This window comes from Rhodococcus sp. PSi06 (assembly GCF_054960675.1).
In genome coordinates, this window is the sequence record NZ_JBHNYO010000007.1 from 206,019 (window position 1) to 231,146 (window position 25,128).

At 65.2% G+C, this 25,128-nt stretch carries 19 protein-coding genes and 1 tRNA gene; 9 read left to right on the forward strand and 11 right to left on the reverse strand.

Going from position 1 to position 25,128, the window contains the following annotated elements; translation table 11 throughout:
* The first annotated feature begins 77 nt into the window (after positions 1-77).
* Entirely contained in the window at positions 78-614 is a 537-nt protein-coding gene (locus ACFI9K_RS11630) for a peptidylprolyl isomerase (RefSeq protein ID WP_462663627.1), read from the forward strand.
* 24 nt (positions 615-638) lie between these two features.
* Positions 639-1,568: a rhomboid family intramembrane serine protease gene (locus ACFI9K_RS11635; RefSeq protein WP_462663628.1), complete on the forward strand. Its 930-nt coding sequence runs from the start codon at positions 639-641 to the stop codon at positions 1,566-1,568.
* Positions 1,569-1,716: 148 nt separating this feature from the next.
* Here the strand turns inward: ACFI9K_RS11635 and ACFI9K_RS11640 are convergent, their stop codons facing one another.
* The gene (locus ACFI9K_RS11640; RefSeq protein ID WP_462663629.1) at positions 1,717-2,202 is read right to left on the reverse strand and encodes a PH domain-containing protein; all 486 of its coding nucleotides are present in this window, start codon (positions 2,200-2,202) and stop codon (positions 1,717-1,719) included.
* Positions 2,203-2,238: 36 nt separating this feature from the next.
* Entirely contained in the window at positions 2,239-2,502 is a 264-nt protein-coding gene (crgA, locus tag ACFI9K_RS11645; RefSeq protein WP_462663630.1) for a cell division protein CrgA, read from the reverse strand.
* A gap of 274 nt (positions 2,503-2,776) precedes the next feature.
* Here crgA and ACFI9K_RS11650 point away from each other — a divergent pair, with 274 nt between their 5' ends.
* Both ACFI9K_RS11650 and ACFI9K_RS11655 read left to right on the forward strand, forming a co-directional pair.
* A complete protein-coding gene (locus tag ACFI9K_RS11650) occupies positions 2,777-3,448 on the forward strand; it encodes a DUF881 domain-containing protein (RefSeq protein WP_462663671.1) in 672 nt (223 codons plus the stop codon).
* Positions 3,449-3,461: 13 nt separating this feature from the next.
* Complete coding sequence (locus tag ACFI9K_RS11655; RefSeq protein ID WP_462663631.1) at positions 3,462-4,103, forward strand: aminodeoxychorismate/anthranilate synthase component II; 642 nt, start codon at positions 3,462-3,464, stop codon at positions 4,101-4,103.
* A gap of 7 nt (positions 4,104-4,110) precedes the next feature.
* On the opposite strand, the gene pknB is transcribed toward ACFI9K_RS11655, so the two are convergent.
* The 7 genes from pknB to ACFI9K_RS11690 all read right to left on the reverse strand — a co-directional run bounded on the left by pknB (position 4,111) and on the right by ACFI9K_RS11690 (position 13,867).
* A complete protein-coding gene (pknB, locus tag ACFI9K_RS11660; protein WP_462663632.1) occupies positions 4,111-6,045 on the reverse strand; it encodes a Stk1 family PASTA domain-containing Ser/Thr kinase in 1,935 nt (644 codons plus the stop codon).
* Positions 6,042-7,421, reverse strand: a complete 1,380-nt coding sequence (locus ACFI9K_RS11665) for a serine/threonine-protein kinase (RefSeq protein WP_462663633.1) — start codon at positions 7,419-7,421, stop codon at positions 6,042-6,044. The genes pknB and ACFI9K_RS11665 overlap by 4 nt, the downstream gene beginning before the upstream one ends.
* 6 nt (positions 7,422-7,427) lie before the next feature.
* Complete coding sequence (locus tag ACFI9K_RS11670) at positions 7,428-8,912, reverse strand: peptidoglycan D,D-transpeptidase FtsI family protein (protein WP_462663634.1); 1,485 nt, start codon at positions 8,910-8,912, stop codon at positions 7,428-7,430.
* The gene (locus tag ACFI9K_RS11675; RefSeq protein WP_462663635.1) at positions 8,909-10,354 is read right to left on the reverse strand and encodes an FtsW/RodA/SpoVE family cell cycle protein; all 1,446 of its coding nucleotides are present in this window, start codon (positions 10,352-10,354) and stop codon (positions 8,909-8,911) included. Before ACFI9K_RS11675 ends, ACFI9K_RS11670 begins: the two co-directional genes overlap by 4 nt.
* Positions 10,351-11,790: a PP2C family protein-serine/threonine phosphatase gene (locus ACFI9K_RS11680; protein ID WP_462663636.1), complete on the reverse strand. Its 1,440-nt coding sequence runs from the start codon at positions 11,788-11,790 to the stop codon at positions 10,351-10,353. Before ACFI9K_RS11680 ends, ACFI9K_RS11675 begins: the two co-directional genes overlap by 4 nt.
* Positions 11,787-12,251 carry an FHA domain-containing protein FhaB/FipA gene (locus tag ACFI9K_RS11685; RefSeq protein ID WP_222091413.1) on the reverse strand — a complete coding sequence of 155 codons (465 nt, stop codon included), beginning with the start codon at positions 12,249-12,251 and terminating at the stop codon, positions 11,787-11,789. Before ACFI9K_RS11685 ends, ACFI9K_RS11680 begins: the two co-directional genes overlap by 4 nt.
* Positions 12,252-12,406: 155 nt before the next feature.
* Positions 12,407-13,867, reverse strand: a complete 1,461-nt coding sequence (locus ACFI9K_RS11690; protein WP_462663637.1) for a DUF3662 and FHA domain-containing protein — start codon at positions 13,865-13,867, stop codon at positions 12,407-12,409.
* Positions 13,868-14,074: 207 nt separating this feature from the next.
* On the opposite strand from ACFI9K_RS11690, the gene ACFI9K_RS11695 reads away from it, so the two are divergent.
* The 4 genes from ACFI9K_RS11695 to ACFI9K_RS11710 all read left to right on the forward strand — a co-directional run bounded on the left by ACFI9K_RS11695 (position 14,075) and on the right by ACFI9K_RS11710 (position 21,700).
* Positions 14,075-14,160 (forward strand) — tRNA-Leu (locus ACFI9K_RS11695).
* A gap of 405 nt (positions 14,161-14,565) precedes the next feature.
* A complete protein-coding gene (gltB, locus tag ACFI9K_RS11700; RefSeq protein ID WP_462663638.1) occupies positions 14,566-19,155 on the forward strand; it encodes a glutamate synthase large subunit in 4,590 nt (1,529 codons plus the stop codon).
* Positions 19,148-20,599 carry a glutamate synthase subunit beta gene (locus ACFI9K_RS11705; protein WP_462663639.1) on the forward strand — a complete coding sequence of 484 codons (1,452 nt, stop codon included), beginning with the start codon at positions 19,148-19,150 and terminating at the stop codon, positions 20,597-20,599. The genes gltB and ACFI9K_RS11705 overlap by 8 nt, the downstream gene beginning before the upstream one ends.
* A 198-nt stretch (positions 20,600-20,797) precedes the next feature.
* Positions 20,798-21,700 carry a cutinase family protein gene (locus ACFI9K_RS11710; RefSeq protein ID WP_462663640.1) on the forward strand — a complete coding sequence of 301 codons (903 nt, stop codon included), beginning with the start codon at positions 20,798-20,800 and terminating at the stop codon, positions 21,698-21,700.
* On the opposite strand, the gene ACFI9K_RS11715 is transcribed toward ACFI9K_RS11710, so the two are convergent.
* On the reverse strand, positions 21,679-23,223 hold the full coding sequence (locus ACFI9K_RS11715) for an MFS transporter (RefSeq protein WP_462663641.1): 1,545 nt from the start codon (positions 23,221-23,223) through the stop codon (positions 21,679-21,681). The genes ACFI9K_RS11710 and ACFI9K_RS11715 overlap by 22 nt on opposite strands.
* Positions 23,224-23,322: 99 nt before the next feature.
* Here ACFI9K_RS11715 and ACFI9K_RS11720 point away from each other — a divergent pair, with 99 nt between their 5' ends.
* Positions 23,323-23,619, forward strand: a complete 297-nt coding sequence (locus ACFI9K_RS11720; protein ID WP_462663642.1) for a putative quinol monooxygenase — start codon at positions 23,323-23,325, stop codon at positions 23,617-23,619.
* Here ACFI9K_RS11720 and ACFI9K_RS11725 read toward each other — a convergent pair.
* Positions 23,554-25,092 (reverse strand): phage infection protein, encoded by a 1,539-nt coding sequence (locus ACFI9K_RS11725; RefSeq protein ID WP_462663643.1) that lies wholly within the window; start codon positions 25,090-25,092, stop codon positions 23,554-23,556. The two genes, ACFI9K_RS11720 and ACFI9K_RS11725, sit on opposite strands and share 66 nt — an antisense overlap.
* Between the last annotated feature and the right edge of the window lie 36 nt (positions 25,093-25,128).

Here is a 25,128-nt window from a genome sequence, read left to right on the forward strand (position 1 = left end):
CACTGTTCCACAAGAGCATCGCGAGAGAGCCGCTCGATACACCACCTCTGCACTACCCGGACACTCGAGATGGCACGATGGAGGGCGTGACTTCACCAAACAAGACCCAAACGGCCACGCTGCACACCAACCGCGGCGACATCGTCATCGAACTGTTCGGCAATCACGCCCCCAAGACCGTCGCGAACTTCGTCGGCCTCGCGGACGGATCGAAGGAATACACGACGCAGAACGCGTCGGGTGCCAAGACCGGACCGTTCTACGACGGCGCGGTCTTCCACCGTGTCATCGACGGTTTCATGATCCAGGGCGGCGACCCCACCGGCACCGGCTCCGGCGGACCGGGCTACAAGTTCGAGGACGAGTTCCACCCCGAGCTCTCGTTCGATCGCCCGTACCTGCTGGCCATGGCGAACGCCGGCCCCGGCACCAACGGCTCGCAGTTTTTCATCACCACCGGCAAGACCCCGCACCTCAACCGCAAGCACACCATCTTCGGTGAGGTGACCGACGACGCGTCCAAGAAGGTCGTCGACGCGATCTCGAGCACGCAGGTCGGCCGCGGCGATCGCCCGGTGGACGAGGTCGTCATCAACAGCGTGACGATCGCCTGATCTAGTTCCACAGAAAGATTCACGATGACGAACCCCGGCTGGGGTGGCGCCGACGGCGACCAGCCCAACCCACCTCAGTCGGTGTGCGTCCGACATCCCGACCGCCCGACGGGCCTGGCGTGCTCGCGCTGCGGTCGCCCGGCATGCCCGCAGTGTGTGCACCCCGCCGCCGTCGGGCAGCACTGCGTCGACTGCGTGCGAGAGGGCAACAAGAACGTCCGCACAGCGCGGACGGTTGCCCGCGGGCCGGTCACGCGATCCGCCAAGACGCCGTTGACCTACGCACTGATCGCGATCAACGTAGTGGTCTTCGGCGTCACCGCCGCTCAGTCCGGCAATGTCACCAGCAACTTCACCGGCTCGGCGCTGGCGCAGGCCTGGTCGATGAACAGTCTGCTCGTGGCCGACGGCGACATCTTTCGTCTGATCGGTAGCGGATTCGTTCACATCGGGCCGATCCACCTGCTGGTCAACATGTTCGCGCTTTATCTGATCGGTCGCGACGTCGAACTGGTCCTCGGTCGCAGCCGCTATCTCGCCGTATACGTGCTGTCGTTGCTCGGCGGTAGCGCATCGGTCATGGTGTTCGAGAATCCGCTGTCCCTCACCGCCGGTGCCTCCGGAGCGGTTTTCGGGCTACTCGGTGCCCAGGCCGTGATTCTGCTCAGGCTCAAGCGAAGCCCCGCACCGGTTCTGATCGTCATCGCACTCAACATCTTCATCAGTATCTCGATCCCCAGCATCTCGCTGTGGGGTCACACGGGCGGTCTGGTCGCCGGGGCCGCCGCCACCGCCGGGTTGGTGTTTCTCCCCAACAGACGTCGTGGGCCGGACAGTTCCCGAACCTCGGGTGGGGTGTCTCTTGCGTGGATCTCGGTGATCGCGGTCGCCCTGATCACCCTCGGAATCATCGCAGTCCGGGCGCTGGACCTCCGCGCTCAGATGGGTATCTGACCGGCCGCATTCGGCGTCGGCTCTCTGCAAATCCACTGACCGAGGGGCTGCGCGATCTCCGCTGCCCGCTGCGAAGTCCACTAAATGTGCCATTGACCCCCCAAAAGGACACTGAACGTCACATCGAGTACCCCGGGGTGTCTCGCTTTCAGGCGCTGGGTGGGATCAAACCACGGGTGTCGAGGGCGTCGAACACATCCCTGGGGTCGGTGCCGAGGTCCCATCTGCCGAAGATGATCAGTCGGTCGTCGTCCTGGCCGGGTGGGCGGATGTCGAGTTCGAGCATGGGAACTCGTCGGCCGAGTCGTGGGTAGCGCACGATTTTCACGCGGACGATGTCTGCGCGTGAGTATGTCTGCATTCCGCTGAGTCGTTTCATCGCCAGGGATCCGTCTCGCGTGATGGCGAGTCGGGGTCGTTGTACGGCGGCTAGTGCCGCGATGACCCACATTCCGACGGCTGCCAGTCCGACGAGGAATGTTCCGGCGGCGTCGGTGGAGGACAGCGCGGCACCGATGCCGAGAGCGATACCACCCACGACCAGCGCTGCGATGGCGGCTATGGGTGTTGCCCAGCGTTCGTCGTACACACCCTGTGGATTGTTCGAAAAGTTATCCACAGGGTTTATCCACATTGGGGATGAATGACATGGGTGTAACTCGTTCGATTGTCAGCGCCACCGCATGGTCATGACGAGCCCGACGACCATGAATCCGAAGCCGATCAGGAAGTTGTAGGCCCCGAGGTTTCCGATGAACGCGATGTCGTCTGCGGCGAGGTAGTACACGATCAGCCAGAGCAGGCCGATCACCATGAATCCCAGCATGAGCACCACGTACCAGACCGGGGACGGTCCGGCGTTGACCTTCACCGGCGTGCGGTTCGCCGGGTTGATCGTGTAGTCGTTCTTCTTCCGTACCTTCGACTTCGGCATTGCTTCCTCTTCGCGTTCTTGACGGCTGTCGGCTCTGGGACCGACCTGTGGACAACTGACGGCGAGTACCTGTGGATCGGCGGGTGTCGTTCATCCCCAGGCTATTGTTTCCTCGAGGACCGTGACGGTCACCGACCCGGTTGCAGTACACGCTAACCCAGGTGAGCCCTGCACCGACCCACAGGACACATTGCGAGCACCCGTGACACGACGATCGCCCCGTGCCGACACCCGATGGTGGGTTCTGGCCGTAGCGGTGTGCGCGGTCGTCGGCATGCTGCTCGGTACCACCAGACATATCTCGGACGGCACCGAACTGCGTACCGGGGACACAACCCGTCTGGCCGATCTCGTGGATGCGGCTCGCGGCAGCAGCGACGATGCCCGTCGCACCAGGGACTCGCTCGAGCAGCAGGTCGAGACCATCCAGCAGCGCACCGCGTCCGGAGACACCGACGTCGCCGACGCGTTGGCCCGTATCGATTCTCTGGCCGACGCGGCGGGCCGGGAGGCCGCGTCGGGGGCGGGATTGTCGGTGACGATGGCCGATGCTCCCCGCGGTCCGGACGGTGCGTATGCATCCGATGCTTCGCCCAACGATCTGGTGGTCCATCAGGTCGATGTGCAGAGCGTGCTCAATGCATTGTGGGCCGGCGGCGCGTCCGCGATTGCGATGCAGGATCAGCGGCTGGTGGCCTCGTCGGCGCCGCGCTGCATCGGCAACACTTTGTTGCTCGGCGGCCGGACGTACAGTCCGCCGTACGTGATCACGGCGATAGGCGATCAGGATCGGCTGCGCGCAGCGTTGAAGAACGAGCCAGGTGTGCAGCTGTACGAGCAGTACGCGCTGCGCTACGGCCTGCGATACGACTTGGAGGCCGCCGAGAACCTCGCTGTGCCGGCATACACCGAATCGGTGCGCATGCGGTACGCGCAGCCGCGCTGAGTACGCTGTCGACATGCGCATTCTCGTCGTCGACAACTACGACAGCTTCGTCTTCAACCTCGTCCAGTACTTGGGCCAGCTGAACGTCGATGTCGAGGTCTGGCGCAACGACGACGAACGTCTTGCCGATCGCGATGCAGTGGCGGCCGAGTTCGACGGCATTCTGCTCAGCCCTGGTCCGGGCACGCCGCAGCGTGCCGGTGCCACGATGGATCTCGTGTCGGCCGCGGCTCGCACGAAGACGCCGTTGTTGGGAGTCTGCCTCGGGCACCAGGCCATCGGTGCCGTGTTCGGTGCCACCGTCGAGAAGGCCCCGGAGTTGCTGCACGGAAAGACCAGCCTGGTGCATCATTCGGGCGTGGGGGTTCTCGACGGGATGAGCGACCCTTTCACCGCCACTCGGTACCACTCACTGACCGTCCGTGCAGACACGATTCCGCCGGAGCTCGAGATCATCGGCCGCACCGAATCGGGTCTCGTCATGGCGATGCGACACATCGAGCTGCCGATTCACGGGGTTCAGTTCCACCCCGAATCGATCCTCACCGAGGGTGGGCACCGCATGCTCTCGAACTGGCTCGAGGTCTGCGGAAGGCCTACCGACTCCGGCCTCGTCGCCAAGCTCGAAGCTCAGGTGGCCGAAGCCTTCGCCTGACTCCCCTCTAGCCGGTAGGGATTCCCAGCGCCCCGATGCTCACGGTGATCGTGTCGGTCTTGCTGATCTCCGAACCGGCCGGCTGAGCCTGGTTGACGATTCGCCCGACCATCAGCGGGTCCAGTGTCGCCTGCCTCGACGTGGTCAGGTTCGACACCGTTCCGGTCCACCCCGCCGATTGCAGCGCAGACAGAGCCTGAGATTCGGTGAGACCGGCCAGGTCCGGCATCGGGATCTTGTCTCCGTTGGAGACCCGCAGCGTCACCACGGTGTTCTCGGTGACGGTGGCACCGCCTGCGGGATCGGTCGAGACGACCTGACCCACCGGCTGCGAGGAGTCGATGTTCTGGACCTGTACGCGGAGGCCGACGCCCTCGACATTCGGTTGTGCCACGTCGACCAGCTGACCGACGACGTTGGGCATGCGCACCTGCGCCGGTCCGGAACCGAGGGTGATACGCACCTGTGAGTTGGCGTTCATGCTCACGCCCGACGACGGGTTCTGCTCGACGACCTTGTCCAAGTTCTCCGGCGTCGACGGCGCACGGGCAATGGTGGGATCGAGTTCGAGACCCACCTCGTTCAGGGCGTCGGACGCCTGCTGTTGCGTTCGTCCGGTCAGTCGGGGCACCTGCACCTGCTGTGGTCCCGAGGACACGTCCAGCTGGATGGCACCGGGCGATTCGGTCTCCGAGCCCGCGGCCGGGTTGGTCCCGATCGCCGACCCCTCCGGCACCGAGGCATCCGGCTTCTCCTGCACGGTGACGCGCAGGCCCACTTCCTCCAGATCGCGCTGAGCCTCGTCCGCAAGTTTTCCGGCGACGGTCGGCACCGTGACGGTCTTGGGGTCTGCGCCGGGTCCGAGCGACCACAGGAAGGCACCGACGATCGCGACCACGACGACGGCTGCGAGTGAGGCGAGTGCAATTTTCAGGCCGCGTCGGCTCGGGCGCTCGTCCTCGGGCCCGGCGTGCCGTGAGGGGCGCGACGCTTCGGCGACGGCAGGCTTGTCCCGGCCGGAGAAATCGGCCTGACGGGAGTCCACCGATCCCAGGATGGTGGTGCGGTCCTCGTCGTTCATTACCATCGGTGCGCTCGGTCGCTGACCGCCGAGAACGCGCACCAGATCGGTGCGCATCTCGGCGGCGCTCTGGTAGCGGTTGGCCGGGTTCTTGGCCATCGCCTTGAGGATGATCGAGTCGAGTTCGCGCGGCACCGAGTCGTTGACCAGGGACGGTAGCTGAGGATCCTCGCGAACGTGCTGGTAGGCCACCGCGACCGGGGAGTCTCCCTTGAACGGCGGTTCACCGGTGAGGATCTCGAAGAGCACGCAGCCGAGGGAGTACACGTCCGATCTCGCGTCGACCTGCTCGCCGCGAGCCTGTTCCGGAGAAAGGTACTGCGCGGTCCCGATCACGGCCGCGGTCTGGGTCATCGGCGACGAGGAGTCCGCGATGGCGCGCGCGATGCCGAAGTCCATCACCTTCACCGCGCCGGCGTTGTTGATCATGATGTTCGCGGGTTTGACGTCGCGATGGACGATTCCGTTGCGGTGGCTGAAATCGAGCGCGGCGCAGACGTCCGCAATGACTTCCATGGCCCGACGCGGCGGCATGGGTCCTTCGGCGCGGACGATGTCGCGCAGCGTGTCGCCGTCGACGTATTCCATGACGATGAACGGGAGCGGACCGGCTTCGGTCTCGGCTTCACCGGTGTCGTACACGGCGACGATGGCCGGGTGATTGAGCGCCGCAGCGTTCTGAGCTTCGCGTCGGAACCTCAGGTAGAACGTGGGGTCGCGCGCGAGATCGGCGCGCAGAACTTTGATGGCGACGTCACGGTCGAGTCGGGTGTCCCGGGCCAGGTGAACCTCGGACATACCGCCGAAACCGAGTATCTCGCCCAGCTCGTAGCGAGAGGAGAGCGTACGGGGAGTCGTCATCGTTGTCCTTGTGGCTCTTGCTGAAACGGATTCTCGAACAGCGGCCGGCGGGTCGTCGTCGTGGTCGTCGTCGGCTCTTCGGACGTCGTGGTGGGTTCGGTTGTCGTGGTGGTGGGTTCGGTGGTCGTTGTCGTGGTGGTAGTCGTCGTTTCCTCGGTGGTCGTCTCTTCGGTTGTTGTCGTGGTGGTCGGTTCGGTGGTGGTTCGCGTGGTCGTCACCGGCTGCGTCGTGGTGGTCGGCGGCACGAACGGTGTCTGTGTGTCGTCACGGCCTCCGGTCAGCAGCACGTACCCGCCGATGAGGATCGCCAGGAGCAACAGTGCGCCGCCGCCCCAGGCGAGTGCCTTCTGCGCCGAGGACATGCCGGCGGGCTCGGGAACTGCCGCGGCAGCCGTACCGGTGGCGGGTCCGCGGTACTCGCGTTGGGACGTCGGCATCATCTGGGTGCTCGACGGCGGAGGCGGCTGCGGACTGGGCACCACCCCGGGCATCATGACGCGGCCGGTACCCGAGCCGCGGGAGTTTCCGGGTGCGGGAGGTCGGCGACCTGCCCGCACGGCGGCGACGGCGTCGGCGAATTCGCCGCCGTTGGCATAGCGAGAAGCCGGGTCCTTCACCATCGTGATCTCGATGAGTTCGCGGACGGCCGGGGGCAGATCCACCGGCATGGGTGCTGGGGCTTCGCGGACGTGCTTCATGGCGACGGTCAGGGCACCGTCGCCGACGAAAGGCCTCGAGCCCGCCAACACTTCGTACCCGACGACGCCGAGCGAGTAGACGTCGGAGGCCGAGGTGGCCTCCTCGCCCAGTGCTTGCTCTGGTGCGATGTATTGCGCAGTGCCCATGACCATTCCGGTCTTGGTCACCGGGGATGCGTCGACGGCCTTGGCGATGCCGAAGTCGGTGATCTTGACCTGCCCGGTGGGCGTGATCAGGATGTTGCCGGGCTTGACGTCGCGGTGCACGACGCCGGAGGTGTGGGCGATCTGCAGGGCGCGACCGGTCTGCTCGAGCATGTCCAGGGCATGACCGAGTGGCAACCTGGACATGCGGCCCAGCACGGCGTTGAGCGGCTCGCCGTTGACCAGTTCCATCACCAGGTAGGCCAGTGATTCTCCTGCGCCGTCGCGGGTCTCGCCGTAGTCGTAGACCCCGGCGATGCCCGGGTAGTTCAGCTGCGCTGTGGTGCGAGCCTCGAACCTGAAGCGCTGCAAGAATTCCGGGTCCTCGGAGAACTCGGCCTTGAGTACCTTGACCGCTACTCGGCGATCCAGACGATTGTCCATCGCCTCCCACACCTGGCCCATACCGCCGGTGGCGATGAGGCGCAGCAGTCGATAGCGCTGGGCGATGACGGCCCCGTTGCTCAGTGGCACGCTATGTCACCTCCCCTGCAATGCAGCTGCGATGACGGCTCGCCCGATGGGTGCGGCGACGGATCCACCGGTTGCGGCCAGGGCTCGGTCTCCGCCGTCCTCGACGATGACCGCGATGGCGACCTTGGGATCTTTCGCTGGAGCGAATCCGATGTACCAGGCATGCGGAGGGGTGTTCCGAGGATCGGAACCATGTTCTGCGGTACCGGTTTTCGAGGCGATCTGGACTCCGGGGATTTTGCCCTCGCCACTGGTGTTGTTCTCGGAGCCGATCATCAGATCGGTCAGTGTCGCGGCGGTATCGGAGCTGATGGCCTCTCCCATGGACTTCGGCTGGTTGCTCGACAGATCGGACAGGTCGGGAGATTGCAGTTGCTGCACCAGGTTCGGGGCCATCCGCACGCCGCCGTTGGCGACGGTGGCGGCGATGACGGCGTCCTGCAGAGGGGTCAGTGCCACGTCGCGCTGGCCGATGCTGGACTGGCCGAGGGCTGCGTCGTCGTCGATGGGTCCGATGGTGCTGTCGGCCACGGGAAGTGGAATGGAGGTGTCCTCTCCGATACCGAAGGCCGCTGCAGTCTCACGCATCTTGTCCGCCCCGGTGTCGATACCGAGCTCGACGAAGGCGGTGTTGCACGACCGCGCGAACGCCTCCCGCAGGCTTGCCGTCTGACCACCGCCACACGTCGAGCCGTTGTAGTTCTCCAGCGTCGTCGAGGTACCCGGCAGCGTGATGTTCGACGCGGCCGTGAGCTGAGTGTCCGGCGTCGCGCCGGTCCCGAGCGCGGCGGCTGTGGTGATCACCTTGAAGGTGGATCCGGGCGGGTAGGTCTGCGAGATCGCTCGGTTGACCATCGGCTTGTTCGGATCGTTGCTCAGGTTCTCCCACGCCGACGTCGTGGTGCTGCCGTCGTGGCTGGCGAGCAGGTTGGGGTCGTAGCTGGGGGTGCTGGCCATGGCGAGCACGTTGCCGGTGGCGGGATCGAGTGCCACCACCGAGCCGGTGTATCCCTTGGCTGTGAGCTGGTCGTATGCGACCTGCTGAACAACGGGGTCGATCGTGGTGACGACGTTGCCGCCGCGGGGATCTCGGCCGGAGATGAGGTCGAACAGGCGCCCGCCGAAGAGCCGGTCGTCGGATCCGTTGAGCACGGGATCCTCGGCCCGCTCGAGGCCGTTGCTCGAGTACAGCATCGAGTAGTAACCGGTGATCGGTGCGTTGGCCTGCGGGCTGGCCGGAGAGATCGAGTTCTGCGGGTAGGTACGCAGGTACTTGTAGCGGTCGTCGGTGGCGACGGACGATGCGAGAACCTGGCCGCCCGCGGAGATCTGACCGCGTTGGCGTGAGTACTCGTCGAGCAACACACGCGAGTTGCGTGGGTCGGTTCGCAGATCGTCGGCCTTGATGACCTGGAGGTAGGTGGCGTTGGCGAGCAACGCGACGACCATGACCATCACTGCGATGGACACGCGGCGCAGGGGAGTGTTCACGGGCGCTTCACCATCTCGGTCGGAGCCTCCGCGATGGGCGCCGCAGGAGCGGGCTTCTTCTTGGGTGTGGCCGGCTCACGTGCCGCATCGGAGATCTTGATCAGCAATGCGAGCAGCAGGTAGTTGGCGAGAAGCGACGATCCTCCGTAGGACAGATACGGCGTGGTGAGGCCGGTGAGGGGAATGAGCTTGGTGACGCCGCCGACGACCACGAACAGCTGGATTGCGATGGTGAACGACAAGCCGGCGGCCAACAGTTTCCCGAAGCTGTCCCGGACGGCCAGGGCGGTGCGCAGTCCACGAACGATGAACAGCAAGTACAGGATCAGCACTGCCGTCAGACCGATGAGGCCGAGCTCCTCGCCGACGGTGGCGATGATGAAGTCGGTCTTGGCGAACGGCACCTGGGACGGGCGGCCGCTACCTAGACCGGTACCCGCCAATCCGCCCGTGGCGAAGCTGAACATCGACTGGACGATCTGATACCCGGTGTCGTTGTAGTCGTCGAACGGGTGCAACCAGGTGTCGGTTCGGATCTTGACGTGGCCGAACACCTGGTAGGCGAACAGGAATCCGACGATCAGCAGGCCGAACCCGATGATCAACCAACCGACGCGTTCGGTGGCGATGTAGATCATCACCAGCACGGTTCCGAAGATCAGCAGCGACGTGCCGAGGTCCTTCTCGAACACCAACACCGCCACCGAGACGATCCAGACCACCAGAATCGGACCGAGATCGCGGGCTCGCGGGAAGTCCATGCCGAGTACGTGTTTGCCAGCGACGGTGAACAACTCGCGCTTGGCGACCAGCAGCGACGCGAAGAAGATGAGCAGCAGAATCTTCGCGAACTCACCGGGCTGAATACTGAAGCCCGGCAGCCGGATCCAGATCTTCGATCCGTTCACCTCGGAGAACGCGGACGGCAGCATCGCCGGAATCGCGAGAAGAATCAGCCCCGCGAGGCCGACGGTGTAGCCGTAGCGGGCCAGCGTGCGGTAGTCGCGGAGCAGCACCAGCAACGCCACGAAACCGGCGATCGCCAGCGTTGTCCACAGCACCTGCTGGTTGGCGTCGGGTGAGGGGATCGGGTTGCCGAGATACTGTGCCTGCTGCTGATCGGCCAGATCGAGCCGGTGGATGAGCACCAGACCGAGGCCGTTGAGGAGTGCCACGACCGGGAGCAGTAGGGGATCGGCATGCGGTGCGAAGCGTCGTACGGCCAAGTGCGCCACCGTCATCAGCGCGAGATACGCCAGCGCGTACTTCGCGAGATCCCAGGTGATGGTCTGCTCCTGGCTGGCCTCGACCAACACCAACGAGATCGTGGTGATCAGAACCGCAGCCCCGAGCAGCAGCAACTCGACTCCGCGCCGGTTCGACTGGATCGGTGCCGGAGCGAACCCTCCGGGCGGACTCGGAAAGGAGGTGGGGGAACTCATCGAGTACCGGTCCTGCAGTTCTGGCCCGGGACCTGCGGAACCGTCGGTGTCGGCACCGCGGTGGTGGTCGGTGCGGCCTCGGGAACGGGCTCGGCGGTCGGTGGCAACGGCACCCCGGGTGGCGGGATGATCGTCGTCGGTGTCGGTTCGGGGGTGGCGGTGACGGGTGTCTCGGTCTCGCACACCGGCAACAGGTCGCCCGACGCCAGACGTTGCACCTGGCCACGCGCATCGTCGAGGGAGCCCGACGGCAGTCCGGCGCTGACCTGCTCGCGTGCCGCGGGCAGGAGGTCATCGATCTCGAACGGAACGCAGCCCGCAGGAGCGGCATCGGGAGCGGTCAGGGTGACGGCTCCCTCACCGTCGAGGCAGCCGGTCAGTTCCACGCTCTGCAGCGAGTAGCCCAGTACCGAACCGGGAAGACCCCGCAGCACGGTCACCTTGCTGTTGTCGGCACCGACGTAGTAGTTGCCTCGGATGATCGAATTGGCAACGACTGCACCGATTGCCGCGAGCACCACCAGGGCGAGAGCGATCAGCGTCCAGCGCAGCTTGTGCGACTTCTTCTCCGGGGTGACCACCGGAGTGGTGACGCGCTTGGGCGTCGACCGGGGCGGACGCATCGCCGCGGCGCGTCCTGCGGCGGTATTGGGAGGCGGAGCATCTTCCTCGTCCTCGGTGCTGGCCGCGCCGCCGAGGATGGGGTGACTCTGTCCGTAGTCGAGGTCGATCACATCGGCGACGACGACCGTCACGTTGTCCGGCCCACCGCTACGCAGCGCCAGTTCGATGAGACGATCGGCGCACGGACCGGTCTCGCCCTCGTTCATCGTGTTCTCGATGGTTTCGTCGCTGACGACATCGGAGAGGCCGTCGGAGCACAACAGGTATCGATCGCCTGCTCGCACTTCCCGGACCGTCAGCGTCGGCTCGATCTCGTTGCCGGTGAGGGCACGCATGATGAGCGAACGCTGCGGGTGCGTGTGCGCCTGCTCGGCGGTGATGCGGCCCTCGTCGACGAGTGATTGGACGAAGGTGTCGTCGCGGGTGATCTGGGTGAGGGATCCGTCGCGCAGCATGTACGCACGCGAGTCACCGATGTGAACCAGCCCGATTCGCTTGCCGGCGAACAAGATTGCGGTCAAAGTGGTGCCCATGCCGTCGAGCTCGGGTTCGTCCTCGACCTGATCTGCGATGGACGCGTTGCCCTCGCGGGTGGCTGCCTCGAGCTTACCCAGCAGATCCTCACCGGGCTCGTCGTCGTCGAGGTGGGCCAGCGCGGCGATCATCAACTGCGAGGCCACTTCACCGGCGGCGTGGCCGCCCATGCCGTCCGCCAGTGCCAACAGCCGTGCTCCGGCATAGACGGAGTCCTCGTTGTTGGAGCGGACGAGGCCGCGGTCGCTGCGGGCGGCGTAGCGAAGAACGAGGGTCACGGGCGCAACTCGATCACGGTCTTGCCGACGCGAACCGGGGTTCCCAGGGGTACGCGTACTGCGGTCGTCACCTTGGCACGGTCGAGATAGGTGCCGTTGGTCGAGCCGAGGTCTTCGACGTACCAATCTCCGCCACGAGGGGAGATGCGAGCGTGTCTGGTGGACGAATAGTCGTCCGTCAGAACGAGAGTCGAATCGTCCGCGCGTCCGATGAGGACGGGCTGAGTACCGAGCGAGATGCGCGTTCCGGCGAGACCGCCCTGGGTCACCACGAGGTACTTGGCCACCTTCTGCTTGTTGAACGACGGGAGAACCTTGGAGCCACCGGTGTAGCGCGCCGGCACTCGCATGCCTGCGGCCGCGTAGATGTCACTGCGCAGGGTGCGAAGAACGGCCCAGACGAAGAACCACAGCAGAAGCAGGAAGCCCGCCCTGGTCAGTTGCAAGATCAATCCCTGCACGACGATCCACCTCCTCCTTCGCGATCGGACCTGGTCCCACCCGCCACAGCGATGCGGCGCAGCAGACATGGTTGTCTCGCAGCATCATAGGGTGAAGCCGCTCGTGTGGACGACATTCGGGTGGACGAGCGTGGACTCCACTCTCACCCCCGACGTCAGACGATCCGGACCAGAATTTCCGAGTGACCGGCCCTGATGACGTCACCGTCGGCCAGTTGCCAGTCCTGAACCGGGGCACCGTTGACGGTGGTTCCGTTCGTGGAGCCGAGGTCGGAGAGCATGGCCACGCGGCCGTCCCAGCGAATCTCGATGTGGCGCCGCGAGACACCGGTGTCGGGCAGCCGGAACTGCGCGTCCTGGCCGCGGCCGATGATGTTCTGCCCGTCGCGGAGCTGGAAGTAACGGCCGCTGCCGTCCTCGAGCTGCAGTGTGGCAGCGAGCGACTGGGCCTGACCGGCGTACGCGGCAGGCTGGTCGTAGCCGTACGCGTCGCCGCGATCTCCCGCGCCTTGCGGGTAGCCGCGACCGTACGCAGCCGGAGCAGGTGGGTAGTCGTATGCAGCCTGCTGGTAGCCGCCCTGCTGGTAGCCCGCGGCCTGGGGCTCGGCGTACTGACCGGCCGGATCGCTGTACGCCTGTTCCTGATAGGGAGCCTCGGAGTAGGCACCGCCGTCGGAGCCGTTGTACTGATAGCCCTGGGCGTCGTAGCCCTGCGCGTTGTAACCCTGGGCGTCGTAGCCCTGCGCGTTGTAGCCCTGCGCGTTGTAGCCCTGCGCGTCGTAACCCTGGTCCTGACCGTTGGGGTTGCCGTAGGCACGGGGGTCGTAGCCCTGCTCCTGACCACCGGCGGCGCTGTAGGCCTGACCCTGCTCGGCATACGGCTGCTCGTCATAGCCCTGACCGTTGTACGACTGCTGGTCGTAGCGCGGATCGTAATCGGCGGGTGGGTAGGCCTGGGCGTCGTAGCCGTTCTGCTCACGCGCGGCGTAACGAGGATCCTGGCCCCCGGCGTAACCGTTGCGAGCGCGCGGATCGGGACGATGACCGTCCGCGGGGTCGCGCTGCGGGTCGTAGCCTGGGTTCTGCGTCATGTGGCCGGCTCCTGGTATCGACATCGGTGGGGCAGACGGTCGCTGCGTAGCTGAAGGGACGGGACTGGGGACCGGCGGAGCCGATACGTTCTTCTCGGCCGACGCGCCGCGCTGCGCGGATGGGTTCCGGGCAGCAGTCGCCGATCGTCCCACATCGGGGTCGACCGAGCCAGTAGCTCGGAACTGACCGGTGTGCAGAGTGGGCGACGGCTCGAAGCGAACCACCACGTCACCGTAGGTCTGCCACCCCTGATCACGGATGTAGTCGTCGAGGTGGCGCGAAAACGCCTTGACGGTGAGTTCCCGATCGCCTGCGAGTTCTTCGTGGTCCGAGCTGTTGATCGTGATTACGTAGCTGTTGGGTGCAAGCTGATGGCCGCCGTCGAGGGGCCGAACCAGATCCGACGCTTCCTGTTGGAGCGCCGCTTCCACCTCGGCCGGTACGACGCCACCGCCGAACACGCGTGCGAAGACGTCGCCGACAGCGCTCTGGAGCTTGCGTTCGAAACGCTGAACGATGCCCATCGTGACCCCTCCTCTCACTGTGTTCTTCCACCGTGTGGTGTCTGCAGGTGCGCAGAGTGCGAGCGCCGCGTGTCATCACGAGGTCGCGCTCTCAGCATGATATACGGTGCGGCCGACGCAGACCGCGTGCCGCCGTTCGCTCCGAACGGGCGGAGGCCGCGATTTTCGAGCGCGGCGGGGTGCGTGTTAGTGTTCTCGCCGTCACCCGGGCGGGTGGCGGAATGGCAGACGCGCTGGCTTCAGGTGCCAGTGTCCTTCGGGACGTGGGGGTTCAAGTCCCCCTCCGCCCACCACACTGGCCGCAGCTGATTTCGATCGCTGCGGCCAGTTTTTTTTCGATTCTGTCGTCTTACACGCATGTACTTTCCGGCCCTCGTCGCTCAGCCGTCGCAAGTAAGGTCCGAGACGTCGAAGAATGCACGGGAATTCCCAGGTGAGCGCCCGTAATAGGCTTACCTTATTTGCGGGGGTACCCAGGTGCTGACTTATCGTTCGTAGTTGGATCGGCCTCACCACGGCCGGATCCGTCGAGACCCTCACTTTTCTAGCACGTGCCCACCCGCCCGTGCAGAGGAAAGCGTCGACGTTCGACAAGTGCTGCTTCAACGGCGAGGACGCACTTCAAGGCCGTTCGTGCAACCGGTTACCCAAGACCGTCGCCGACGAGTTTCAAGGCTGGACTTATCCGAAGGCTAGGTATGAAGCACACTCCGGGCCCGCAAGGCCTCTACGATCCCATCAACGAGCACGACTCCTGTGGTGTCGCGTTCGTGGTGGACATGCACGGTCGTCGCAGTCGCGACATCGTCGAGAAGGCGATCACCGCACTGGTCAACCTCGAGCACCGCGGTGCTGCCGGCTCCGAACCGAACACCGGTGACGGTGCAGGCATCCTCATTCAGGTCCCGGACGCGTTCTTCCGCGCCGTCGTAGATTTCGAGCTGCCCGCTGCCGGGGCCTACGCCACCGGTGTCGCCTTCCTGCCGCAGGGACGCAGCGATGCAGCACGCGCCTGCGAGGGCGTCGAGCGCATCGTTCAGAGCGAGGGCCTGACGGTTCTCGGTTGGCGTGACGTCCCCACCGACGACTCGTCCCTCGGCGCGTTGGCTCGCGATGCGATGCCAACCTTCCGTCAGCTGTTCCTCGCCGCCCCCGACGCATCAGTCACCGATCTCGACCTCGAGCGTCGTGCGTTCGTCATCCGCAAGCGCGTCGAGCACGAGCTGGGCGAAGAGGGCGCGGGCAAGGACGGCCCCGGCCGCGAGACCGTGTACTTCCCGTCGCTGTCCTCGCAGACCTTCGTCTACAAGGGCATGCTGACCACTCCGCAGCTCAAGGGTTTCTACCTCGACCTGCAGGACGAGCGCGTCGAAAGTGCTCTCGGACTGGTGCATTCGCGGTTCTCGACCAACACCTTCCCGTCGTGGCCGCTGGCGCACCCGTTCCGACGAGTCGCGCACAACGGCGAGATCAACACTGCCACCGGCAACGAGAACTGGATGCGTGCCCGCGAGTCGCTCATCACCTCGGATGTGTTCGGCGGCTCGGATGCGCTCGAGAAGATCTTCCCCGTGGTCACCCACGGAGCAAGTGACACAGCACGTTTCGACGAGGTGCTCGAGCTGCTGCATCTCGGTGGACGAAGCCTGCCGCACGCCGTGCTGATGATGATTCCCGAGGCGTGGGAGCGGCACGAGTCCATGGACCCGGCGCGCCGCGCGTTCTACAAGTACCACTCGTCGTTGATGGAGCCCTGGGACGGACCGGCCTCGGTGTGCTTCACCGACGGCACCGTCATCGGAGCGGTCCTGGACCGCAACGGTCTTCGCCCGAGCCGCCTGTGGGTCACCGACGACGGCTTGGTCGTCATGGCCTCCGAGGTCGGCGTTCTCGACATCGACCCGTCGAAGGTCGTCCGCAAGGTACGGCTGCAGCCGGGCCGGATGTTCCTTGTGGACACCGCGCAGGGCCGCATCGTCTCCGACGACGAGATCAAGGACGAGCTCGCCGCCGAGCATCCGTACCAGCAGTGGCTCGACGAGGGTCTGACCTCGATCGACGATCTGCCCGAGCGCCCGCACGTGCACATGCCGCACGACCGCGTGCTCATCCGTCAGCAGATCTTCGGGTACACCACCGAGGAGCTGAACGTACTGGTCTCGCCGATGGCGAAGTCGGGTGCAGAGGCAATCGGATCCATGGGCACCGATACTCCGATCGCGATTCTGTCGGCTCGCCCGCGGATGCTGTTCGACTACTTCTCACAGCTTTTCGCCCAGGTCACCAACCCGCCGCTCGACGCGATCCGTGAAGAGATCGTCACCAGCCTCGGCGGCACCATCGGTCCCGAGGGCGACTTGCTCAACCCGGGTGCCGACGGCTGCAAGCAGATCGTGCTGCCGCAGCCCATCCTGCAAAACGACGATCTCTCCAAGCTCGTCCACATCAACGACGAGGGCACCCAGGAAGGGCTGCGTTCGGTGGTCGTTCGAGGCCTGTACCCGGTTGCCGAGGGTGGCGAGGGCCTTCGAAAGTCGTTGGAGGCCATCCGCGCTCAGGTGTCGGCTGCGATCTCGGGCGGCGCGCGCATCATCGTTCTCTCGGACCGGGAGTCCAGTGAGAAGCTCGCTCCGATCCCGTCGCTGCTCCTCACCTCCGCGGTGCACCACCACCTGGTGCGGGAGAAGACCCGAACCAAGGTCGGTCTGATCATCGAGGCCGGTGACGCCCGCGAGGTGCACCACATGGCTCTGCTCATCGGATTCGGTGCAGCAGCCGTCAATCCGTACATGGCCTTCGAGTCGATCGAGGACATGATCGAGCGCGGCTCGCTCACCGGCATCGACTTCGACACCGCGGTCGGCAACTACATCAAGGCCGCAGGCAAGGGCGTGCTGAAGGTGATGTCCAAGATGGGCATCTCCACCCTCGCGTCGTACACCGGGGCTCAGCTGTTCCAGGTCATCGGCCTCTCGCAGGAACTGGTGGACGAGTACTTCACCGGGCTCAACAGCCACCTCGGCGGCATCGATCTGGATCAGGTGGCCGACGACGTCGCAGCGCGACATGCAGTGGCGTACCTGGACAACCGTCAGGAACGCGCTCACCGTGAGCTCGAGACGGGCGGCGAATACCAGTGGCGTCGGGAAGGGGAGTACCACCTCTTCAACCCCGACACCGTGTTCAAGCTGCAGCACTCCACCCGCACCGGTCAGTACGACATCTTCAAGGAATACACGAAGATGGTCGACGACCAGTCCGAGCGGCTCGCGTCGTTGCGTGGACTGTTCCGGTTCAAGACCGAAGAGCGACAGGCTATTTCGATCGACGAGGTCGAGCCGGCCAGTGAGATCGTCAAGCGTTTCTCCACGGGCGCGATGAGCTACGGCTCCATCTCGGCCGAGGCGCACGAGACCCTCGCCATCGCGATGAACCGTCTCGGCGGCCGCTCGAACTCCGGTGAGGGCGGCGAGGACGTCTCGCGGTTCGAGCCGGACGAGAACGGCGATTGGCGACGCAGTGCCATCAAGCAGGTCGCGTCGGGACGCTTCGGCGTCACCTCGCACTACTTGACCAACTGCACCGACATCCAGATCAAGATGGCCCAAGGTGCCAAGCCCGGTGAGGGCGGCCAGCTTCCGGCGCACAAGGTCTACCCGTGGGTCGCCGAGGTTCGGCACTCCACGCCGGGTGTCGGTCTGATCTCGCCGCCGCCGCACCACGACATCTACTCGATCGAGGATTTGGCGCAGCTGATCCACGACCTGAAGAACGCGAACCCGTCGGCTCGTATCCACGTCAAGCTCGTCTCCGAGGTCGGAGTCGGGACGGTTGCAGCCGGTGTGTCCAAGGCACACGCGGACGTGGTGCTCATCTCCGGCCACGACGGCGGCACCGGCGCGACGCCGCTGACGTCGGTCAAGCACGCGGGTGGACCATGGGAGCTCGGCTTGGCCGAGACCCAGCAGACGTTGTTGCTCAACGGTCTTCGCGACCGCATCGTCGTCCAGGTCGACGGCCAGCTCAAGACCGGCCGCGACGTCATGGTCGCTGCTCTGCTCGGCGGTGAGGAGTTCGGTTTCGCCACCGCTCCGCTCGTCGTCTCGGGCTGCATCATGATGCGCGTCTGCCATCTCGACACCTGCCCTGTCGGCGTTGCGACCCAGAACCCGTTGCTGCGCAAGCGTTTCGCGGGCAAGCCCGAGTTCGTCGAGAACTTCTTCATGTTCATCGCAGAAGAGGTTCGCGAGCTCATGGCCGAGCTCGGCTTCCGCACCCTCGACGAGGCCGTCGGGCAGGTCGGTCTGCTCGACACCACCGCGGCCAAGGAGCATTGGAAGGCGTCGAAGCTGGATCTGTCGCCGATCCTCGAAGAGGTCGAATCGGCCTTCATGAACCAGAACCTCTACAACACCGGGGTTCAGGATCACGGGCTCGACAAGGCCTTGGACCAGCAGCTCATCGCGGCCAGCCGCAACGCGCTGGACAAGGGCGAGAAGGTCGTCTTCGAGTCGAAGATCACCAACGTCAACCGCACCGTCGGCACGATGCTCGGACACGAGGTCACCAAGGCGTACGGCGGCGTCGGGCTCCCGGACGACACCATCGACATCACGTTCACCGGTTCCGCCGGCAACAGTTTCGGTGCATTCGTCCCGTCCGGAATGACGCTGCGCCTGCACGGTGACGCCAACGACTTCGTCGGCAAGGGACTGTCCGGCGGACATCTCGTGCTGCGGCCGTCGTTGAACGCGCCCACGGGATTCGTGGCCGAGGACAACATCATCGGCGGCAACGTGTTCCTGTTCGGTGCCACCAGCGGTGAGGCTCTCATCCGCGGTGTCGTCGGCGAGCGTTTCGCCGTTCGTAACTCCGGTGCCGAGGCCGTCGTCGAGGGCGTCGGCGATCACGGTTGCGAATACATGACCGGTGGCAAGGTCGTCATCCTCGGTGCGACGGGACGCAACTTCGGTGCCGGCATGTCCGGTGGTGTGGCGTTCGTCTTCGACCCGAACAAGACGTTCGAGGCCAACCTCAACACCGAGTTGGTCGACATCGACGAGCTCGAAGGTGACGAGTTCACCTGGTTGAAGGAGATCGTCACCCGTCACCAGGAGCAGACCGGCTCCGAGGTGGCCGAGCGGATCCTCGCGGACTGGTCACAGCAGGTGAACCACTTCGTGAAGGTCATGCCTCGCGATTACAAGAAGGTACTGCTGGCCATCTCCGAAGCCGAGAAGAACGGCGCGGACGTGGACGAAGCGATCATGGAGGCAGCTCGTGGGTGACCCACAGGGATTTTTGAAGAACACCGTTCGCGAAGTACCCAAGAGGCGGCCCGTCGACCTGCGCCTGATGGACTGGAAAGAGGTCTACGAGGACTTCTCGAAGGACACTCTGCGAACCCAGGCCAGCCGGTGCATGGATTGCGGTATTCCGTTCTGCCACAACGGCTGCCCACTGGGGAACCTGATTCCCGAGTGGAACGATCTGGTGTTCAAGGATCGTTGGCGCGACAGCATCGACCGCTTGCACGCCACCAACAACTTCCCGGAATTCACCGGTCGGTTGTGCCCCGCCCCGTGCGAGGCAGCGTGTGTGCTGGGCATCAATCAGGATCCGGTCACCATCAAGCAGGTCGAGGTCGAGATCATCGACAAGGCCTTCGAAGAAGGCTGGGTCACCCCGGTCTACCCGACGCACCTCACGGGTAAGACGGTCGCCGTCGTCGGTTCCGGCCCCGCGGGACTGGCTGCGGCGCAGCAGCTCACGCGCGCCGGCCATACCGTCACGGTGTTCGAGCGTGCCGATCGCATCGGCGGATTGCTGCGCTACGGCATCCCCGAGTTCAAGATGGAGAAGCGCCACATCGATCGTCGGCTGGCGCAGATGGAGGCCGAGGGCACCGTCTTCCGTACGGGTGTCGATGTGGGCGTGGACATCTCGGCCGACGAGCTACGCGAACAGTTCGACGCCGTCGTACTGTCCGGCGGTGCCACCGCATGGCGCGACCTGCCCATCGAGGGCCGCGAGCTCGACGGCATCTACCAGGCCATGGAGTTCCTGCCGCACGCCAATCGCGTCCAGCAGGGAGACTTCGCTGCGCCACCGGTCAGTGCCGAAGGCAAGAAGGTTGTCATCATCGGCGGCGGCGACACCGGAGCCGACTGCCTGGGCACCTCGCACCGGCAGGGTGCCGAAAGCGTCCACCAGTTCGAGATCATGGCTCGTCCGCCCGAGGAGCGTGCGACGTCCACCCCGTGGCCGACGTATCCGCTGATGTACCGCGTCGCGTCCGCGCACGAGGAAGGTGGCGAGCGCGTCTTCTCCGTCAACACCGAGCGTTTCGTCGGTGAAGACGGCAAGGTCACCGCGCTCGAGGCCTGCGAGGTGGAGTTCAAGGCGGGCAAGTTCGAGAAGGTCGAGGGCAGCGAGTTCACCCTCGAAGCCGATCTGGTGCTGCTCGCCATGGGATTCGTCGGACCGGACAAGGGCGGCCTGTTGACCGACCTGGGTGTCGACTTCAACCAGCGCGGCAACGTCGAGCGCACCAACGAGTGGGTCACCAACGTGCCCGGCGTCTTCGTCGCCGGAGACATGGGCCGTGGTCAGTCGCTCATCGTGTGGGCCATCGCCGAGGGCCGCTCCTGCGCGGCCGCCGTCGACACCTTCCTGCAGGGAGCAACCGCCCTGCCGTCGCCGATCGTGCCCACGCAGGCACCTCAGCGGTAAGTCGCATTTCCCGCCGAGCTCGAAGTTGCGGACGGATATCAGGCCGATATCGTCCACAACTTCGAGCTCGGACTCGTTGTATAGGTGTGTGACGCACGGTTACGTCCGTTAACCATGTGGGCATCGAATGGTCACAGACCGCTGCCATTGTGGTGATCGAACACAGAAGAAGTTCGAATCCCCAGTGAGGCCCCCTCCATGAGTTTCAAGAAGTTCTGCGCCGGTGTCGGCGTTGCTGCAGCTGTCGCGTCCGGTCTGGTCGTCGGGGCATCGCCCGCCATCGCCGACCCCGGCGGGTGTCCCTCGATGTACGTGGTCGCGATTCCGGGAACATGGGAGACCAGCTCGGGCGCTGCCCCCAAACCGGGGATGCTCACCGACGTCACCGATCGTCTCGGCGGGGATATCCGCACCGACTACGTCTCGTATCCCGCCACCGCGTTTCCATGGGAGGGCGAGGTCTACGGGCAGTCGCGTGCAGCAGCGGTCACCAATGCAGGCGCGATGCTGAAGGCCATGGCGGATCGCTGCGGCGCAACGAAACTCGGCCTGATCGGCTACAGCCAGGGAGCCGACGCGGCCGGCGACCTCGCCGCCTCCATCGGCACCGGACTGGGCGTGGTGCCGGCCGAGAAACTGGTCGCCGTCGGGCTTGTCTCGGACCCGAAACGATCGGATTCCGACGCCCTGGTGGGCCCCGCTGTGGTGGGAACTGGCGTCGGCGGACCCCGAGTCGGCGGATTCGGCTATGTCAGCCCCGTGGTGCGCACGTTCTGCGCGGCCGGCGATCTGTATTGCTCGACGCCCAAGGACGATTACGTGGCGCGGCTCGCGGGCTTTCTCGCCGTGTCGTCCAACCCTGCGCCCGACGTGGCAGATCAGTACAGCCGGGAAGCGCAGTCGTTGATCTCCGACCTGGCCGCGTCCGGTGGACTTCCCGTGTTGCAGGGCCAGCTGACCGATCAGGCGAACGCCCAGCGTCAGCGGGAGATCGAAGCGTTCTATCGGTCCGGAATCCACCAGGAGTACCAGACCTACGACGTGGGAGACGGCGTATCTGCGACGCGGTGGTTGGCGCGCTACCTCGCCGACGCCGTCTGACTACGCTCTGTCCGACTACGGCGTAACAGCAGGAACACGACGACGGAGCTGACGAACATCAAAACCGCGCTGGTTCCGGCGGCGAGGTTGAAACCGTCGATGAAGGACGAGTGCGCGACGTCGGTCAACTGGGACGCGAACGGCTCCGGCAGGTAGTCGGCCACCGCTATTGCGCCGCCGATGGTTTCGCGGGCCGGATCGGCGATCTCGGACGGCGTGCCCGCCGGGATGGCATCTTCCATTCGGTGTCGATAGACGGTGGTGCCGATGGTGCCGAGGATGGCGATCCCGACGGCACCGCCCAGCTCGGCCCCGGTTTCCGACAACGCCGATGCAGCCCCAGCCTTTTCGGGTGCTGCAGCAGTGAGCACGATGTCTGAGTTCAGAGTGGATGCGGCTCCGATTCCGAACGTGACCAGGGCCATTCCGGTCAGCAGCAGCGGAAGGCCGGAGTCCGATTGCACGAAGTACAGTGCGACACAGCCGAAGACGATGGACAGCAGGCCCGCCGAGATGATGGTTCCGGTGTGGATCACCTTGCTCATCGTCGGCGCGGTGACGGCACCGGCGGCGGCTGCGGCTGCCGGAATCAACAACCACAGTCCGGACTTCAGTGGCCCCAATCCCAGAACCAGCTGCAGGTATTGGGACGCGAACAGGCTGAAGCCGGTCATGGAGAAGATGACGAGAAATTGCACGACGACGGCAGCGCTGAAGGCACGTTCGGCGAACAGCGTGATGTCGATCAACGGGTTCGCTGCTTTGCGTTGTCGGATGACGAATACGGTGCCCAGCGCCAGCCCGAGGACCGCGGTTCCGATCGTCGCGGTGTCGATACCGTCCTGGGCACCGTGCTTGATGGCGAACACTATCGACAGCATCGACGAGATCGCGAGGATGACGCTGAGCGGATCGAATTTGCCGGGATCGGTGTCCTTGAACTCCGGAACCAGGAGTGGAGCCGCGACGAAGAGTACGACCATGATCGGGATGTTGATCAGGAAGACCGATCCCCACCAGAAGTGTTCCAGCAGAACGCCTCCGACAACCGGGCCTACGGCTGCACCACCTGCGAAACCGGCGGTCCACAGACCGATCGCTTCCTTTCGCTGCGTCGGATCGTGAAACATGTTGCGGATCAACGACAGTGTGCTCGGCGCAATCGTGGCTCCGCCGACTCCCAGCAAGGCGCGTGCGACGAGCAACATCTCGGGCGAGGTGGAGAAGGTCGCGGCAAGTGATGCCGCGCCGAAGACCACCGCACCGATCATCAGCAGAGTCCGCCGACCGATGCGGTCGCCGAGCGAGCCCATGGTGATCAACAGGCCCGCCAGCAGAAATCCGTAGATGTCGAGAATCCACAGGGTCTGGTTGCCGGTGGGTTCGAGATCGGCCGTCATGAACGGCAGCGCCAGATAGAGCACCGACATGTCCATCGACACGACCAGAATGGGCACCACCAGTACTGCGAGGCCGAGCCATTCCTTCTTCGTCGCGCGCTGCTCGGTACCGGCGTGGCTCACAATGATTTCCCTTTCCGTACGGACCCCTCAGCTTAGGGGTGTCGGGAGTACGTTCGGTGAGGAAAGTGGGACTCGCCCGAACGAAGGAAACATCACCTCATGAGCAACGATCTCAAGGTAGTCGCAACGATCACCGCCAAGCCGGACGCAATCGACGCTGTGCGCGACGGCCTGTCGGCTCTGGTCGCCGAGTCCCGCAAGGAAGACGGAAACATCTCCTACGAGCTGTTCGAGTCGGCGGTGGAGCCGGGAACCTTCATCACCATCGAATTGTGGAAGTCGCAGGACGACCTCGACGCTCACATGCAGACGCCCCATCTGCAGCAGGCGCTAAGCGAGTTCGGTGCCCATCTCGCGGCCCCGCCCGCCATTCATCCGCTCCGTCCCGTCGGCTGAGTCACCCCGGGCGCTGACGTACACGACCGCCGAGACGGCCAGCAGCGCCACTGTGGCTCCGATTGCGAGCCAGCCGGTCCCGCTCATCTCGCCCGACGCGATGATGCGGGCACCGGCGGCGGTGTAGCTCATCGGCATGAAGGCGGCCAGATCGCCCCAGATCGGTGCCGTCGACGCGTATGCGAAACCGCAGACCACGACCTGCACCACGAGGGCGACGACGTTGACGATCTGGCCGACGACTGCACCGAGTACCCGCTGCACTGCCCCCGCTGCAGCGAGATAGGCCGCGGCGGAGACGATCAAGAACGCGCCCGCTGCGATCACCGGCCCGAGGGCTGCATCGGTAGCGAAGGCGAACGCGAACGCGGCGCTCACACCCACTGCTGCGACCGCCGCTGCAACGGCCAGCCAGCGAGGCTTGGTGTCCCTACCGAGGACCCGCACGAGGCTGACGCATCCGAGAGCCCCGAGGGCTACGAGCGCGGCGATCAGGTATGGAGTGGCACCGGTACCCGGTGTCGTCGACGACGTGGCTGCGACGTTCTGTTCCGATCCGGCGTCGTCGGTGGCGGCAGCGGTTCCCTGCGGCGGAAGAGCCGCGGAGGCGTCGCGCACGTTGGTGGCGATGCCGTTCACGATTCCTTCGACCGGCTTGACCGATGTCACCAGCTGATCGGTGCCGGCCTTGAGCTGCTGCCCGCCGTCGTCGAGCTGGCCGAGTCCGTCACGCAACTGCATTGTGGCGTCGCCGAGCTGCGCGGTGGCACCGAGGAACTGACTGTTCGGGTCGTTGAGTTCGGTGGACAGCTGCTGGGCACCACTCTTGAGTGTCTGCAGTTGCGCGAGGGTATCGGGGCCGAATGCCTGGGTGTTCAGGGTGTCGATCACGCCGCGGATCTCGCCGGAGATGGCGTCGGATCCGGGGTGCGGGAAGCGATCGACCTGGTCTGCGGTGGCGGCGAGCTTCCCGGTGAAGTCGGCCTGCAGAGCTCCGAAGCCGGCGAGCTGATCGACAACCTGGTCGACGCCGCCGCTGATCTGCGAGGCACCGTCGCCGAGCTGGCCGATGCCGTCGCGATACTGCCCGAAGCCGTCGGCGAGCTGAACGGTTCCGTCGTGAGCCTGCGTGATGCCGTCGGCGAGCTGCCCTACGCCGTCGTTGAGCTGCGTTCCGCCCTGGGTGAGCTGCCCGATGCCGCTGGAGAGAAACGTGATGGGGAGTGAGGCGCTGTTGAGGCTCGTCCTGGCCTTGGACAAGGGATCGGCCGTTTGCTGACCCTCCGCCGGAGCCTGGTCCGACTCGGCGACGACGGTGGTGGTGGTGGCGTCCGATTCGCCACCGAGGTCGTAGCCGGTACCGAGTGCGAAGGCACCCACCGCAACCAGTGGAAACGCCAGTGCGGTGAGAGCAACGGCAGGACGTCGGAAAATACGCAGTTCACCCATGATGACATCGAGGCTAACTGCCACCGACGGCGTTCCGAACCGGCGCGTGCTCACAGACGC

What these genes read in the sequence shown, in the direction of transcription:
- ACFI9K_RS11630 (WP_462663627.1), top strand. Translation starts at nt 78, where the DNA reads ATGGAGGGCGTGACTTCACCAAACAAGACCCAAACGGCCACGCTGCAC.
- ACFI9K_RS11635 (WP_462663628.1), top strand. Translation starts at nt 639, where the DNA reads ATGACGAACCCCGGCTGGGGTGGCGCCGACGGCGACCAGCCCAACCCA.
- ACFI9K_RS11640 (WP_462663629.1), bottom strand. Translation starts at nt 2,202, where the DNA reads ATGTGGATAAACCCTGTGGATAACTTTTCGAACAATCCACAGGGTGTG.
- crgA (WP_462663630.1), bottom strand. Translation starts at nt 2,502, where the DNA reads ATGCCGAAGTCGAAGGTACGGAAGAAGAACGACTACACGATCAACCCG.
- ACFI9K_RS11650 (WP_462663671.1), top strand. Translation starts at nt 2,777, where the DNA reads ATGCTGCTCGGTACCACCAGACATATCTCGGACGGCACCGAACTGCGT.
- ACFI9K_RS11655 (WP_462663631.1), top strand. Translation starts at nt 3,462, where the DNA reads ATGCGCATTCTCGTCGTCGACAACTACGACAGCTTCGTCTTCAACCTC.
- pknB (WP_462663632.1), bottom strand. Translation starts at nt 6,045, where the DNA reads ATGACGACTCCCCGTACGCTCTCCTCTCGCTACGAGCTGGGCGAGATA.
- ACFI9K_RS11675 (WP_462663635.1), bottom strand. Translation starts at nt 10,354, where the DNA reads ATGAGTTCCCCCACCTCCTTTCCGAGTCCGCCCGGAGGGTTCGCTCCG.
- ACFI9K_RS11690 (WP_462663637.1), bottom strand. Translation starts at nt 13,867, where the DNA reads ATGGGCATCGTTCAGCGTTTCGAACGCAAGCTCCAGAGCGCTGTCGGC.
- gltB (WP_462663638.1), top strand. Translation starts at nt 14,566, where the DNA reads ATGAAGCACACTCCGGGCCCGCAAGGCCTCTACGATCCCATCAACGAG.
- ACFI9K_RS11710 (WP_462663640.1), top strand. Translation starts at nt 20,798, where the DNA reads ATGAGTTTCAAGAAGTTCTGCGCCGGTGTCGGCGTTGCTGCAGCTGTC.
- ACFI9K_RS11720 (WP_462663642.1), top strand. Translation starts at nt 23,323, where the DNA reads ATGAGCAACGATCTCAAGGTAGTCGCAACGATCACCGCCAAGCCGGAC.